Raw genomic sequence first — 15695 nt, 5'->3', positions numbered from 1 at the left:
TCAGACAGGAAGCCGTTAGCCCGGAACAACGCGGCACCCTTCCCCTCGTTCCCGGTCAGAGAACACCCGAGGACGCACCGCCTGCAGGACCCTGGACCGCGCCGCCTGAACTCGTCGGCAGCGCGTCGCCCATCCGTGTGGCATTGAGCGTCTTGGCTGGGGGAGACCATAGGTGCGCGATGCACCTTGCGGTGAAGTCGAGGCCAGGGCTTAAGCCCGCCGCCTGGCCGCGTCGAGACAAGCCGCCGGTGCCGGTGCGGCTGGTCATGGACGTATTGGACGCTGTGGAGTTCGACCGCCGACCGGTTGACGAGGCGCTGAACTCGGTGCTGGCGAAGCAGCCGCTTCACGAAGGTCTCGCAGCCTTCATCAAGCATGCCGCACGCAGTTACCTGTCGACCTGTGAGGCGGAACCATCGATGTTGCCGGTCGCCCGCTGGTGGGTGGTCCAGCATGTCGATCAAGGTGTACGCGAGCTATGGGCTTGGGGCCGGCGCTACCGCTCAGCCGATGGTGCGGTGCGTGAACTACGGCTGATTCGCCTCGCGAACATGCTACAGCGACAGCGCAGCGAGGCCGAGGTGGCGGTCGCGGCCTACACGGCCGCATACGGCCGTCCCGCGCCGTGGCCGGATGAGTGGGAAAGGAAGTTTTTTGTCCGGGCACGCGAAGAGGTGTCTCGCGTGGTGGTCGCCGACATCGACCTCACCGAAGGCCGGAGAAGAGTCCTGTTCGACGGAACGATCGCGGATGCCGCCGCTCTTTACGAGAAGGATGGACGCCGCGCAGCGATTCAGGTCCTTCATGGCCAGACGCGCCGCCCGGGCGGCGATTGTCTCAAATGCCGCCTCGTGCTGGCCTGCGACGAGGTGACGCGAGCGCCGGGACTACTGGGACTGCGGTCGTACCGGCGAGCGAAGCTACGCCAGGTGTCGATCAGCGACCTACGCTATTACGACAATTGCCCGGCCCAACATCACCTGCAGGCGTTGCATCTGCCGAAGGTCAACGAGTACGCCACTCCGGCCCGGATCGGTCAGGCAGTTCACCGCTATTTGGAGACGCTGCACGCGAGAGCAAGCGGACCGTGCCAGCACGCGGACATGCCAGCTGATATCAGCTGGCCTGACCCGCGCTGGGAGCTCGACGCTGATGCAGCCGAGGTCGGCATGCGGATGCTCGCGCATCACCCGTCCGTTTGCCCCCTTGAGGAGAACACTTCAGACCTCAGGATCGAAGAGACCTTTGTCCTTCATGACACCGCTGCCCAGACGCTGGTGATCGCCAAGCCCGACCTCGTCTACCGCGACGACGGCGCCTGGGTGTGGCGCGAGACCAAGACCACCCGACGCCGCCAGCGTGGTGGCGATGATGCCGTCACAGAGTTCCCGCAGGTCGCGCTCGCGACGGCCATCCTCGGGCGAGGCCTGCTCGGCGGACCCGTCGACGGTTCCCGAGTGGAGCTGGAGATCCTCCGGCCGACCGGAGCGGATCTCATCATGGTCGACCCGTCAGATCCGCAGGAGCTCGATAAGTCGTACTCAGTCCTGCGGAGAATGGCGCAGCCGTGGCGCGAGGACAACACCTTCGCCGCGGCGCCTGGGGATAACTGTCGTACCTGTCCGGTAAGTAGGTGGTGTCCCAGCGCGGCGGAAACGGACACGCCGCCGTCCTCTCAGGAGACCGCTCGTGGTGCTGACCGAGAACAGCCCGCCTGATCTGTCCACCTTCACCGGGGTGACGCTGCTGCGCATGGTCGCGACCGCTCTGGTCGACCTGTCGCGTCACGACAGGTCCCCGGACCCGATCTACTCGGACAAGGTGCAGAAGGCCTACAACCACCTGGTCCTGCAGTGCCTGCTGCGCGAGATGGAGCCGCCGGCCAGCGTCGCAGACATGGCGCATTGGGCGGCGACCAGGCCGATCGGACAATGGCCGTTTGACCTGCCGGCGGAAGCCGAGAACTTGGACGAGTTCCTGGTCGACGCGCAGACCGGGGTCCCCACCCAGCGATGCTACGAGTGGGAGGTCTCAGGTCCCGATGCCGCAGCCGAGTTCTTCGAAAACGAGATCATCCGTACGGTCTTCGCACAGTGCGAGGCGGCACGATCGCCGCAGTCCTACACCGCGTTCCGGTACCTTTTGATCGACAAGCCGGTCCTGACCGGTATCGACAAGGCGACGCTGATCGGTGAGTATCCCGAGCTGGGCACCGTTTTGGAGACGGTGAACCGGTGCTACGAGCCGGCCCCGGCCGCCTACCGAGGCACCGACGGATGCTTCGCTACGTGCGCACGCTGCCACTGCCTACTCAAACCCGATGGGCGGTCCTGGCGGTGCGAGCTGGACCGCTGCCGCCGGGAAGCCCACGCCACCCCGAAAGAGTTCATCGACGATCGCTCGACCGGCGGGCTGTATTTACTGCGAGCGCCGCTGCGCATGTTCATCACCGGCCCGGGGCTGGCCGAGGTCGAGCTGGAACAGAAGCTCATCGGCAAGGGCCTCGTCCCGGAGATGTGGCCGGGCTGCGACGCCTACGACCTGAGGATCACGCTACCGAACCGGCAGGTTTGGGCCGTCGACGTGAAAGACCGCGCCAACCCGGCCCTGCTCGGGCACAGCGCCACCCGGTTCCGGCCGGAGCCGCCGTACAACCGGGCCTTCCTGGTGGTGCCGCAGTACCGGTTCGACGACCGCGAGGACTACAAGATCGTCTTTGAGCACTTCTGCCCGCCGGAGGTCAAGGAGCAGGTGACCCTGCTCAGCGACAAGGCGTTTCTCCGCATGTTGACAACCACCTTGACCCGGCTGCGTAAGAACGGCTCTGCGGGAGGCGACGATGCGTGATCGCAGTAGCTGGCACGGCGACCTCGCCAGCGAATTCCGTGGCGCGTGGAAGGCACCTGCCGGGTTCGGCATCGGTGACCTGCTCGACGTCGAGCTGGCAATCTACCTCGGCACGCGGGTCATGCCGACCCGGCCGGTGCGCGACATCTGGACGCTGCTCAGCGGCTACCCCTATGAGGAAGTGTTCGGCGACGTACGCACCAGCGAAGCGCGGCTGATGATCCGGCGGGCCCGGCATTTCCTGTGGGACCGCAGCCGCCGCTACACCTGGCACAACTCGCTGCACATGTATCTCGACGTCGACATCACGCTGCGCGGCTACACATTCGCGGCCATCGACGATCTGCCCAAAGCGCTCGAGCCCACGCGCGCGCACGACCGCAGGGACGTCTATGAACGGTTGCTGACCCAGCCGCCTCCTCTGGAGCGGCGCGAGCTGCCCATCGCCGGTGCCGGAGACCAGTTGTTCTACGTCCGCGACCAGCGCCACTCCGTGAACATCCCCGTCGAGCTGATCGGCCTCAAGCCCTGGATCGGGCATGACGTCGGGGCGGTGCCGGCAGGCAAAGGCGAGCCGATCACCGTCACCATGACCGAGCTGGAAGCCGCGGCTGATGCTATGGATGCCGTGGAGGTCGCCGCCAACGCCGCGGATCTGGCGGAGAACCGCACGCCGGGCAAGTCCAACGATTGGAAGAAGCGTCTGCGGCGGGTCGAGTTGCTGCTGCGCGACGAAGCCGCCGGGGCGTTCGTGGCCCATCCCCGGCTGCGCATCGACAGGCTGATGAACCTGGTCGGCATGGTCGGCGCCGGCAAGTCCACGATCCGTGACATTCTGGCCTTCCAGCTCGCCACCCGCGAGCGCCCGGCCGACCGACGCCGGACCACGATCGTCGTCGGTGACGTCGCCGAAGTGCTGACCATCACCGAGCAGTTCCGCCGCCTCGGTGTGCACGCCGCGCCGATCCTGGGAAAGTCCACCCTCGAACGCAACATTCAGCGGTTGCACCGGCGCAGCGAGTCTGCGACACAGACCATGCTGAATCATGACAACCCCGGTTTCGCGCACCTGTCGAGCGCCTGCCCGCTCGACGCCTTACGGGGGTTCGAGGCGCGCCGGGCGCTGGCAATCACCGCTGCGCCATGCACCGGCTTGTACAACGCTGACGATGTCGAGAAGGCCGAGATCGAGCACGACGATCCCGACCTCGTCAGCACGGGGTTCCGGCGTCGCCGTAGGCCAGCCAGGCCGAAACGTCACGGATGCCCGTTGTGGACTGCGTGCCCGCGGCATAGTGCGGCCCGCGACCTGGTCGACGCGCAGATCTGGGTCGCCACGCCGGCATCGCTGGTGCACAGCCGTGTGCCCGACCATCTCAACGACGAGAACATGCGCTACCTGGAGCTGGCCTGCCGCCGCAGCGACCTGATCATCGTTGACGAGGCCGACCGGGTACAGATGCAGCTCGACACCGCGTTCGCGCCGGCGGCGACGCTGGTGGCCCGTGGTGCGGAGTCGTGGCTCGACGAGGTCGGCAAGCACAAGCTCACCGAGCTGGCCGCGCAGGGTCGGCTGCAGTTGTCGAGTGACGAGACCGACGATTGGAACAACGCGCTCAACACGGTCATCACGGCTACCGACCGGATCTACTCCATGCTGATCAACGACGAACCGCTGCGGCGATGGATCACGCAGGACTACTTCAGCGCGATGACCTTGCACCAGTGGCTGATCAATGAGTGGTTTCCCGAGCTGCGCAGGCGCAACCGCAACGATGACGAGAATGCCGTGGCCCCCGACGAGGACAAACTTGCTTCCCAGCGGGCCGAGCTCCAGCGTGTCGACACCGTTCTCGGCAGTTTCCGCGACTCGCCGCTGACCCCGTTGCGCGGGCGTGGTCCCGAGGATACGACGACGGACCTGGTCAACGCGCTCGTGGCGATGGCGACCGAGCTGCTGCACGCCCCCCGCGGGGTATTCGTTCGCGAGTTCAGCCGTGAGCGGCTCAAGAAATTGCTCCGCCAGTTGGTCCCGAACAACGCCTCCGTCGCCGGTGACCTCGACGCCAACCTGCACCGCTTCGAATTCACCCTCGTCCTGGCGGTCCTCCACGATCGCCTTGACCGCATGACCATTCTGTGGCCTCGCGTCGAAGCCGCGCTCAACCTGGACTCGACCTCCAACGTGCTGTCGCGCCGGCCGCCCAAGGACTACATGCCGGTGGTCCCCGAATCCCCCATGGGTAACGTGCTCGGCTTTCAGTTCCAGGCCGGCGACCGCAACGAGGACGGCGACCAAAGCGGCGAGCTGCGGTTCTTCCGCTGTAACGGCGTCGGCCGCGAGCTGCTGCTGGAGCTCGCCGACATCCCTGCCGTGGACAACCGGCCCGGCCCGCACGTGCTGCTGATGTCGGCCACCAGCTGGGCCGGCACCTCCAGCCGCTACCACCTGCACGCCCAGGTCGACGCCGTGCTGCGGCCCCACGAACACGAGGTCGCCGCCATCAAGAAGAGCACCTTCCGCAAGCTCTTCCTCTACCCACCCGGCGTCACCACCGCCCTGAGGCTGTCCGGCACCGACCCCCGGCAGCGTCCCGCCCAGCTCGAGCAGATGCTGCACCAACTGGCCGTACCTGACCGCAGCCTGACGGGCGCAACCTCGCTGCTGCAGCAGGAACTGGACGACATCGACGACCCACAACGCCGCAGGATCCTGCTGCTGGTCGGCAGCTACGCCGAAGCGCAACGTGCCGGGCACTACCTCAACAACCTGCCGGAATGGACCGGCAACGTCACGGTCCTGGTATCCGACGACACCGACCTCGACCACTCCTGGAGCAACCTGCCCGCCGACACCCGGCAACTGCACCTTCGCCGCGGCGAGCTGACCAAGTTCCCCGACATCGGCGGGCAGCTGCTGATCGCGCCGCTGCTGGCCGTCGAACGAGGGCACAACATCGTGGTTCCCGGCGGTAAAGCCGCCATCGGCAGCGTGTACTTCCTCGCCCGCCCGCACCACCGCCCCGACGACATCACCCTGGCCACCCAGGCGATCAACGACTGGGCGGTTCGCCAAGTCCGCGGCCCGGGCCGTCGCTTCACCCAGACCGCTCTAGCGGCTGGCAGCCCCGACGACGCCGGCCTTCGCTTCCGGGCCGAAGCCGCCCGCAAATGGCACCGCTTCCTTACCCGCCGCCTGTCCTGGACCAGCTTGCCTCCCGACGAAAAGTCGGCCTTCACCTGGGACCAGCTCGTGGTCATCTGGCAGGTCATCGGACGACTCGTGCGCGGAGGTGTCGCCGCCCGCGTCTACTTCGTGGACGGCGCCTTCTCCCCCCGCGAGGCCGGCTTCACGGGCGACGACACCCCAGCGACCAGCCTGCTCGCCAGCATGCTGCACGAACTCGTGCCCTACTTCGACCCCGAGTCGGCACAACCGGCGATCGACCGATCGCTGGTTGAAGCCCTCTACGACCCGCTCTACCGCGCCCTGCGCGACATGAACTGATCTTTACCCGCACGGACCGGTTCAGAAAGGCCCTCGATGCGCTACGACCACACCCAGACCGCAGCATTCGTGGCAAGCCGCAAACTCGAAATTCGGCTGCACACACTTACCTTTCCCGCCTCCTGGCGCCGTCCTATCCTTGACCTCCGCACAGCCGGTTGGCGCGAGGAATCACGCGCTCGCGCCCAGCAGGTACCGATCGGGCGCCTCAACGCACTGATGCGCACCGCCGCCCCCGATCTAGTCTCCACCGCTACCTGGGCAACCCTCGACGAAGGCAACCCCTGGCTGTTCGCAGCAAAGCCGTTCCCGCCGGCGATCATGCGGACCTTCATCAATGCCTGGCTTTATGACCTGCCCACCACCGACGACGGCAAAGCGCTCGTGATGCCGACAATCACGAAACTCGACTCGGGCACCCTGCAATGGACGCAAAAGACCGTCGACCTGCTCGCCCACGAACTCTCCGATGGCAACACCGCCGTCCCGCACCCTCACCTGTTCAGCCTGCTGCCGGACTACGCCGCAGCCAAGATCGCCGGCCAGTCCTACCAGCACGGCAGCAAATCCATTCGGTTCCGGCAGGTCGCGGCCAATCCCGCCAACGGCTACGCCGAACTCGTCTCCTGGCCGCCGCTGGAACACCACACCGGCAAAGGCAGCAACATCCGGACCTGGTACTACAGCGCCACGATCAAGATCGCGCTGCGTACAAAGGCGTTCGACCCCACCATGCGGCTGCACGTCGACACCGGCATCCGGCGTTGGACCAGCGGCGAGCTACACACCAAGGGCCGCTGGGGAGCCTCCACCCTCCTACAGTCGACTAGCCCGTTCGTCACCAATGCACCGACATCGCAGAAGTTCGCGGTCGCCCACCTGATCTGGGACCGCGACACCCGGGAAATGGGCTGGCGCAACGGCGGCACCGAACAGATCCTCAACCGGATCGGCGCCTTGGAAAATCTCCCGGCAGCCGAGCAGCTCGCCGGCAAGTCGGACGCCTGGATCTTCGGCCGAGATGGCGTCACTGCGGCCGTCACCTACCACACCACCATGCGTGGCCCCGACCACCAGGTCGGCACCGGCATCATGCCAGCCGAACGCAGCCGCCTGATCCGCTGGATCGGCCAGTGCCTGCAGCCCGACTTCGATCTCGACCAGCCCCTGACCCGCGTGCTCATCGGCGGCAAGGCGAGCCGGAGCCTCACCAAGCTCGAAAGCGTCCCGAAGGACAAGAAGGACCAGACCGACGCCGAGCGCGCCCAGCTCGTCGAAAGGCAGGAAGCCGCCCACGCCGCAAACGATGAAATCTCGAAGGCGAACGCGCTCATCCGACGCCAGCAGCTGGCCGCCGCCGTGGACGGCCGGCTCTCCGCCGTCTTGCTCTACCAGGGCGACGGCAAGGGAATGCGCGACCGCCTGCTCGCTACCGTCGAACGACTGCTCGATCTGCCCCATCAGCAACCCGCCAGCAACGACACCTGGACATGGGACGTCGGAGACCTCACCCTCACGATCTACGCCCGTCCCCTTGGCAGGCTCGGCGCAGCGATCGGCGAGGGCTCCGTTCCTCGGCGCGGCCGGAAGCACGACGAAGCTGTCGCCGCACACCGAAAGCTGGTCGCTTGCGCCATGAAAGATCTGGCCGAAGAAGTCGGTGACACCCTGCAACTCGCCCTCATCGAGCTCGACGGCGCGAAAGCCTTCAACGCGCGCACCACCGACCCGAAATTCGCGATCCGCATGGGCTGCGCCGACGCCGACATGGTCAGCCAGTTCATCCGCCCCGACGAGTTCCCTGGCAAGGACCTCGACAAGGAAGAGGCCAGCAACCAGCACCGGGCCGAAGCCGCCTGGGACGACTGCCTACGTCAGCTCGGCATCCGATTTGTCCCGCAACATCGCCTCAAGGGCGCCATCCCCGACGACCTCGAGCAGCTCGCCTTCTGGGTCGTCAAACGGCGCAACGACGACACCAACACTCACCAAATCTTCATCCCGATCGCCATCCTGATCCGACCCGGCCAAAAGCACATCATGGGCAAAACCGAAGGCATGGCCGACTGGGTGCCCTACCCGACCCTGCTCAAGACCCTGGCCGGCACGAACTACCACGCCAGCCCGGCAAAGGAAGACGAGCAGAAGGAACGGCTCGCCGCCTTCATCCGAAGCACCCTAACCCGGTTCCGGAACACGCAGACCCTCATCCTGACTGAAGCCCACAACATCCGGTATCGGCTCACCACAGTACAGAACGCTCACATGCTGCCCGACCACCTCCAGCTCGGCGAATTGCGACCCCAGAAAATCAGCCTCTTCGGCAAGAAGATGAGGCTGGTACGGATCTGCGGCAACGAACGCCTCGAAACCCCCGAGTCATGGGCTTTCGAGGGCGACAGCATCGGCATCTCCGACGGGCTGTGGCGACAGGACGACGGAACCGGAAACACCGAGCAGGCGCGCGTCTACTACAGCACGGTCGACAAGCCGGCTACCCACAGCTCCATCGTCATCGACCTAGCCAAACTTACGCCTCATTACAAGGAGAGCCCGGCAAAGGTCGATGCCCCCGATCCCTCAGAAGGCCGTTCCCCCGACGACGGAAAGCTAGAAGACGCGAGGAACTATCTCGACCCGTCTAAGAACGCCTGGAACGCCGAACTACTCGAATTCGCCGTCGTCGCTCACCCCGAGGGCGAAGACCCTGCAAACTGGGCCGGGTTTCTGCACCAGCAACGCCACTGCTTTGACGACTACCGGGCAGCTCTCAGCAGGCCCCTGATTATGCACGTCGCACGACTCACCAACCAATACGCCCTACCCGCCGACGACACCCTCGAAGGCGATAGCGACAACATCGACGATCAACCCGAACCCGAAGGCGATATTCAACTAGCCTTCGACTTCGAGTCCTGAGGGCCCTCGGGAACAAACGGACACACGGCTGGGTACCTCACTCCGCACGAGGTGCCCAGCCTGGCCCAGGCGCCGCACCCCAGAACTATCGCTAGTGAATTAGCGAGTGGGACGCTGCTTTTGCCTAACGCACGTGCGGATCAGTAACGCTTCCCGGTGCCACCCAGCCTGGTGCCGTATCGTGCCAGGCCATCCAATTCGTCGACCATCATTCCGATATCATCGGCTAGGACAAGAAGGAGCTCCTCCTCGGCTTCCGGCAGATCCTCGGCGTGGCGATCAGCTCCTGAATGGGTGCTTGGCCACGGGCCATCAACAACGTCACTTGCCCACGCTAAGGCGTTGCCGTAAACCAACTCCGCTTTTCGCGCGGTTTCGCGTTTGCACCTGACGACGAAACAAGTAAGTGCCCGCTTTGCTTCGGCAGCTTCGGCCGTACATTCTTGTACGAGTGCTCGCCTCGTCTGCTCCGGCCGTGTGGCCATCATGGCCGCAGCATGCTTCCGGTGCGTGCTGTTGCCGGAGGAGCATTGGTCTGCCGCGAACCCCTCGCTACGGAGCATGACGGAGGTTGTGGTGTCGGATGTCCGACCGTGCCGATGACAGCGCATCCGATCTTGACGATGATCCTGTGCTCGGTCGTGCCGGCGGGCAGACGTCATCGTGCTGGCTCACTACGGAACGACAGGCCGAGTAGAGGAGCAACGAGTCGTGAGCAAGCTGTCGTTGCCAGACAAGACCTTCCTGGAGGCTGTGCTGGGCATGAGTGGTGGATACGTCCTCGACCTCACAAACACATCATTGGCGCAGCTATTCGACGATCTCGCCATCGACATCTACGAGGACAAGTACGCCGAGTACGGAGTGTCGAAGGCCAATAGGTTGAGGACGCTGTGGAAGATCGGCTCAGATTGCGAGGTCGCATCAACGCTCGGCACCCTTGCGGACTACATCGAAGCGAAGCAGGCTGCTCCGGGCTTTTCAGGCTTCCGCGAGGAGATCACGGACGACCAGATCGCCAGGATCCGAAGGATCGCGGCCAAGCTCGGACGTGCACCGTCTGCTGGTAGGGGGCAGACAAGGTCGGCCGACGACGTAGCTGACCCCACACCCGCCATCTTCACTACCGAAGCGACGGTTTCAAAGAACAAGATTCAGATCGAGATCCACGGGGACATTTACAACCACATCGGGCGGTACCTGGCGACCGGGGACTACTTCCATGCAGTCGAGGAGTCCTACAAGCTGGTGCGAGGGAAGCTTCGCGAGATCACTGGCAAGGAGAAAGCCTCGGACGTCTTCAACAATAGCGCCCAGAACACCGCACACTACGAAGCTCTGTTCGGTAAGGCGACGCCTGCCAACGACGCGGAAGCCGACTTTTTCCGTGGTATCGGGTACCTACACTTGGGTGTCCAGCATCTCAGAAACGAGAAGGCCCACACGCCGGCAACACCTCTCGAACCCAACCTTGCCGTGCACTACATCTCGCTTGCGAGCCTCGCCTATGACCTGATAACGCGATACGTCAGCGAAGACACGATCAAGGAGCTTGAAGACCTGGTTCTCACCAAGCGCCAGAGCTACCGAACCGCAGGTGCCTTTTACCGTGACTTCGAGGATGGCAAGTGGCTGCGAAGCCTGACGCTCCCTGCCAAACTTCAGTCGCCAGCGGTGCGTAAGGTGCTCAAGACCAAGTGGCTGCACGAGGCTGACTTCACCCGGAGCTACGACCACAGCAACGTCGTGCTGATGCGGCTTGAGCTCGTGGTCGATGAACTCTCCGAAGCCGACGTCGACCGCTTGCTGGATCTACCGACAAAGGACTCGTACGGCAACGACCAGTCGGCAGGTATGGAGCAGTTCTTGGAGTTTGTTCAGAAGAAGTATCCGGACACGATTTCACAGAAGGCGAAGGACTGGCTCACGAAGGAGCAGTCCTGACGAGTGCCTTCCGAGCTTGAACGGATAGGCTTCCGGTCCAAAATTAGCGTTCGTTGGGAAGTTGCGGCCGCCCTCATCTGGCAGACCGCGCGTCCCGGTACCTGACGGTGTGCGATGGGAGTCGATGCATGGTCTTGCCGGTGAGTGGCTGTCGCCGCTGAACGGGATTGTCAAGACAGCAGCTGCGGACAGTGCGCAAGGTATGCGGCGAGGCGTGGCGGTAGCGGCCCGGCATCTGGATCGTGCAGGTGCCGCCAGATCCGGTTCTCGACCCAGGAACCAGTAGGCGAACTCCTCGAACGAGGGTCCGCATCGGTAGGTCACTCCGAAGTCCTCATCGTCGTCGTAATCGAGGTCCAAGCCATACGTTTGCACGACGAACGCCGGCTCCAGTGAGTTGGCGTGCGGCGTCGAGCTGCGGCGCAGCGATAGCCTCGCCTGCTTGCTCGAAACCGAATCGCGGACCCCAGCGCCACAAGACGGTTCGACTGGTCACGCCGGCGCTCGATCACAGCCATGTTTCTGCGGCCTCGCTTTGCCTCCTGCGCAGCCGACTGGCCGCCGGGGCCCAACCCCGGCCACGCGCCCAGCGACGTGCCCGCAAGGCGCGGCAGCCTTTTTGTATCTAGCGTGACTACCCTCCGTTACTGGCATCTTGCTGAGGGTGTGCGGCTGGTGCGGACTGGCATACTCCGAGCGACACCACCTAGGTGATCATGGCGAGGGTGATTAACGCACCGGCCAGCATCGAGGGTCCGTGTGCGATATCGTCGCCCGATTTCCGCCGACCTGCGGCCTGCAGCGTTGCGCCGATAACTGAGGTGATCAGGACGCTCACGAGTCCTCCGATCCAGACGGCGGTCCAGCTGTGGGCGCCAAGCAGTAGCCCGGTGGTGAGTCCGAGTTTGACGTCGCCGAAGCCGCCGTTGGCGATGAGGGTCAGCAGGAAGTAGCAGCCGGCGGTGATACCTGCTGCTGCGGCGGCGCGCAGTGCCTGGCTCCAGCCTCCGCCGGTCAGCGTCTGCAGCAGGACAGCCACTGCGGCGGCGGCGAACGCCGCCGCGGTGAACGGGTCAGGGAGACGTCGAACAGCAAGGTCGACGAACGCGAGCGTGACGCAGGCCGAGGCAAGGCAGACCAGGACAGGTGCCGCGGCTGGCGTGGCGATGGCGGCCACGAGCACACCGGTCGCGACGGCGAGGACGGCCTCGACAGCGCCGGGTGGTGGGCCGATCCGCGCCGCGCAGGTGCGGCAACGGCCGTTCGGCGGCAACCACCCGAGTCGCCAGATCCGGGCGGCGGGGATGACTGCGGTCTGGCAGCCAGGGCAGGCCGGTCGTGGCGGGTGGCCGTAGGGGACGCTGAATGCCAGAATCCACGTCCGGACGGTTCCGGCCAGGGCGAGCGCGGCTGCCGCCGCGATGACGGCCCATCCGGATGTCATGCGTGCCCTCCAATACAGGCGCTGACCTGCGGGCCGGGCAGCCGTGGCGTTTGGTGTGGGATGTTCACGGGTTCGCCAGATCGCGCAGCAGGCTGGTGGCGAATTCCTCGGTGTCCGGGTCGATGTCGATGCCGGCGTCGTCGAGTTCGCGGCGCAGTACGGAGAGTCGTTCCCGTACGCCGGTGGCGTCGCCAAGCCGCGTCGCGGTGCGCATCGCCCGGCGGGCCAGTTCGTCGGAGAGCGGGTCAAGCGCGCAGGCGGTGTCGTAGAGGGCGAGCGCGGCGGCTGGGTCGCTGTCGGCTAGCAGGCCCGCGGCCTGGGCGTAGATCTTCACGAGGAGGCGTCGGGCGTGCTCGCGGTCGGTGTCGATCCATTCGTAGTCGCTGCCGTCGGCCAGGCTGCCGCTGGTGGTAGCGATCGCGGTTTGCAGGTGGGCTAGGCGGGCGGCGTCGCCGCCCGCAGTGGCGACTCGGGCGTAGGCGTCTTGGATGGCCCACCAGTCGACCTGCAGCAGGGCCGGGTCGAGGTGGTAGTGGCCACCGGTGTTGATAACCGGTTCGATCTTGGGGGCGTTGTCGGCGGGTTCCGTGTCGGTCTGGGCGATCGAGCGGATGACGCTGCGGAGGTTGGCCACGCAGGTGGAGAGGCGTTCGGCTGCACGGGAGACGGTCACGTCGGGCCAGATGGCTTCCATGATGTCGTCGAGGGCGGCGCCGCTGCGGTGGACGACCAGGTATACGAACAGTTCCAGGCTCTTGGCGCGCAGACCGCGCACGGGCTTGCCATCGGTGCCGAGGATCGCGGGTTCGCCGAGGACGCGGGCGTGTACCCGCCTACCGGCGGCGCCCCCCGCCGGCTCTGCCGTATCGGCCACGGCCGTACTGGAGTCGGATTGCGGGCCGGCGAGCTGGGGTGCGGGGTCGGCGAAATGGGGGGCAGTGTCGAGGCTTTCGGTCTCGGCAGACGAATCGCTGGAGGCTGGCGTGGCCGTCGCCGGTTGGGTTTGGGCAGGTGCGGGCGGGGCGGCGGGAGGTTCGTCGTCGCCGTACGCTTCGGCGAGCATGGTCAGGATGGCGGCGGCCGCGGCGGTGTCGAGCACCGCGACGCGCTCGCCGTCGCTGCCCTCGGTGGTGCCGTCGGGGGCGATGGTCAGCGTGGTGCCTTCGGGCCAGGCGCCGATCAGGACAGTGCCGATGTCGACGTTCTTGCCAAGTCGGGTGGCGGTGGAAAGCCGGGTGTGCCAAGCCTGGTCGGGGACGTCGGCGATGAGCAGCAGTTGTGGTAGCGGTTCGCCGAAGGTCCATCCCTCGCGCAGCGCGTGAACGGTGGCGGTCTCCTGGTCGGCGATGATCCGGCTGCGGCGAATGATCTCTTCTTCGAGCAGGGCGAGTGCCGCGGCGAAGGTCGGGGCGACGGTGAGACGCTGCATCGGGTCGAGGTCGACCGCGGCGACGCCGAGCAGGGTGGCCAGTGTCGAGGCCGGGATGATGACGCGGCCTTGCGCGTGCAGGTCGTCGGTGTCACCAGCGGTGAGGGTGGCGACCAGCAGGGCGCGGGCGGCGTCCAGAGCGGCCGGGCCGTCCAGTCCGAGGCCCGCGGTGACCGGGAGCGCGCCGACGCCAGCCAGTTCGGCGCCGCTGGGACCGGCGGGCGGCAGCGGGGGCTTCACTTCCGCGGTGACGTACTCGCGGACGGTCGGGCCACGGTCTGGTTTGCGGTCGAGTAATTGCGGCGCCGCGCGGCGCACGCCTTGCCGGAGCCGGGTCAACGCTGCCAGGGGTGGCGCCAGGTCCGCGTCCCGCAGGACCGGGCTGGTGATGGGTGTCGGCCGGTACCGGTGACGGCGTCGCTTCCACACCATCGCGACGGCGTAGATCAGTCGGGCGGCCAGCCCGACACCTATCGCGCCGCCAGCGATGATGACCCATTCCGGCGACGCGGTCGAGGACCGCTCATCGCCCGGCTGGGGCGTGGCATCGCTGGTGCGGACGGTGGACGGACTCGGCGCGGATGTCGGCGTCGTCGAGCCGGCCGAAGGCGAGATGGGCGCTGTCGCCGAGGGCGGGACGAAGACCCCGTCGTCGTCCGGCATCGGTGAACTCGCCGATGTCTCCGGGCTGACCGTAGCTGACGGGCCAGGCATCGCTGATGGGCCAGTGCTTGGCGTCGTCGTCGGTCCGTCGGTCGGTGACGCGGCCGATGCGGCCGGTGGGTCCTGGGTGCCGGGGTTGTGCGGTGATGCGCTGGCGGGCATGGCGCTGCTCGGCATCGCCAGCACCCAGCCCGGGAAGATCAGGTCGGGGTCGTTGAAGGTGGTGCGGCCGGAGATGTGGGGCCAGTACCGGCCCTTGTTCAGTTCCCAGATCTCGGTCCACCGCTTGCCGTCGCCGAGGTACTTGTCGGCGATGCGCCACAGCGACTCGCCGCGGGTGACTGTGTGCTCGACCGGTTCGCCGTTGATCAGCAGGGTGACCATGCCGACCGGCTTGAGCGCGGGCAAGGTCGACCCGCCGCTACCCAGGCGCTCGGCCGAGCCGGTGGCCGAGATCGCCGCCGTGGTGCGGGGTTTCGAGTCCGCCTGAATGACGAGCGCCGCGGATGAGGTGGCGTGGGCGGGCGGGCCGGTGAGCGAGGCGGTCAGCGATGCGGCGGGTGCGGCAACGACGATGCTGGCGGTGATCCCGGCGATGAGCGCGCCGGCCAAGCTCTGGGTGGGTGCGAGGAGCCGGTAGCGGGGGGGCCGCACGCCCCGGACAGCGGCCCCGATCTCGATGACGACGGATACTGCGAACAGCAGCCACAGCACCCACAGCAGGACGGAGAGCCCGTTGAGGAAGGTGGCGTCGGTGAGCCAATCTCGGCTGGTCAACGCCGTGCGCACCTCGGCCAGGACGGGCATGTGGTCGGGCAGGGGCGAGCCGATGTAGCGCAGCTGCGCGAGCGGGACGCCGAGTAGCAGGGCGAGCAGGCCCACGGCGTTGACGAGCCGCTGACCAGCGCGGGCGACTACCGTCCACATGCGCATCTCCTCGG

General features: G+C 66.3%; 7 protein-coding genes. 5 read left to right on the top strand and 2 right to left on the bottom strand.

The features are described 5' to 3' along the window. Positions 1 to 248: 248 nt before the first annotated feature. The 5 genes from FHX32_RS20225 (at position 249) to FHX32_RS20205 (ending at position 11218) form a co-directional block, all read left to right on the top strand. Entirely contained in the window at positions 249 to 1718 is a 1470-nt protein-coding gene (locus FHX32_RS20225; RefSeq protein WP_486481204.1) for a PD-(D/E)XK nuclease family protein, read from the top strand. Further along, positions 1690 to 2847, top strand: coding sequence for a pPIWI_RE_Y domain-containing protein (locus tag FHX32_RS20220; RefSeq protein ID WP_167185262.1), 1158 nt, complete (start codon positions 1690 to 1692; stop codon positions 2845 to 2847). The genes FHX32_RS20225 and FHX32_RS20220 overlap by 29 nt, the downstream gene beginning before the upstream one ends. After that, positions 2840 to 6355 (top strand): pPIWI_RE_Z domain-containing protein, encoded by a 3516-nt coding sequence (locus FHX32_RS20215; RefSeq protein WP_167185259.1) that lies wholly within the window; start codon positions 2840 to 2842, stop codon positions 6353 to 6355. Before FHX32_RS20220 ends, FHX32_RS20215 begins: the two co-directional genes overlap by 8 nt. Before the next feature lie 36 nt (positions 6356 to 6391). Beyond that, on the top strand, positions 6392 to 9274 hold the full coding sequence (locus FHX32_RS20210; RefSeq protein ID WP_167185256.1) for a pPIWI_RE module domain-containing protein: 2883 nt from the start codon (positions 6392 to 6394) through the stop codon (positions 9272 to 9274). A 711-nt stretch (positions 9275 to 9985) separates the two neighbouring features. Further along, positions 9986 to 11218: a TIGR02391 family protein gene (locus FHX32_RS20205; RefSeq protein ID WP_167185253.1), complete on the top strand. Its 1233-nt coding sequence runs from the start codon at positions 9986 to 9988 to the stop codon at positions 11216 to 11218. Between the two features lie 706 nt (positions 11219 to 11924). Here the strand turns inward: FHX32_RS20205 and FHX32_RS20200 are convergent. Then, positions 11925 to 12662, bottom strand: a complete 738-nt coding sequence (locus FHX32_RS20200; protein ID WP_167185250.1) for a prepilin peptidase — start codon at positions 12660 to 12662, stop codon at positions 11925 to 11927. 64 nt (positions 12663 to 12726) lie between these two features. Next, the gene (locus FHX32_RS20195; protein WP_167185246.1) at positions 12727 to 15681 is read right to left on the bottom strand and encodes a LysM peptidoglycan-binding domain-containing protein; all 2955 of its coding nucleotides are present in this window, start codon (positions 15679 to 15681) and stop codon (positions 12727 to 12729) included. Between the last annotated feature and the right edge of the window lie 14 nt (positions 15682 to 15695).

It is taken from the genome of Micromonospora sp. CNZ280 (genome assembly GCF_011759515.1).
This window is presented reverse-complemented; position numbering and strand designations above follow the sequence as displayed.

What these genes read in the sequence shown, in the direction of transcription:
- FHX32_RS20195 (WP_167185246.1), bottom strand. Translation starts at nt 15,681, where the DNA reads ATGTGGACGGTAGTCGCCCGCGCTGGTCAGCGGCTCGTCAACGCCGTG.
- FHX32_RS20210 (WP_167185256.1), top strand. Translation starts at nt 6,392, where the DNA reads ATGCGCTACGACCACACCCAGACCGCAGCATTCGTGGCAAGCCGCAAA.
- FHX32_RS20215 (WP_167185259.1), top strand. Translation starts at nt 2,840, where the DNA reads ATGCGTGATCGCAGTAGCTGGCACGGCGACCTCGCCAGCGAATTCCGT.
- FHX32_RS20200 (WP_167185250.1), bottom strand. Translation starts at nt 12,662, where the DNA reads ATGACATCCGGATGGGCCGTCATCGCGGCGGCAGCCGCGCTCGCCCTG.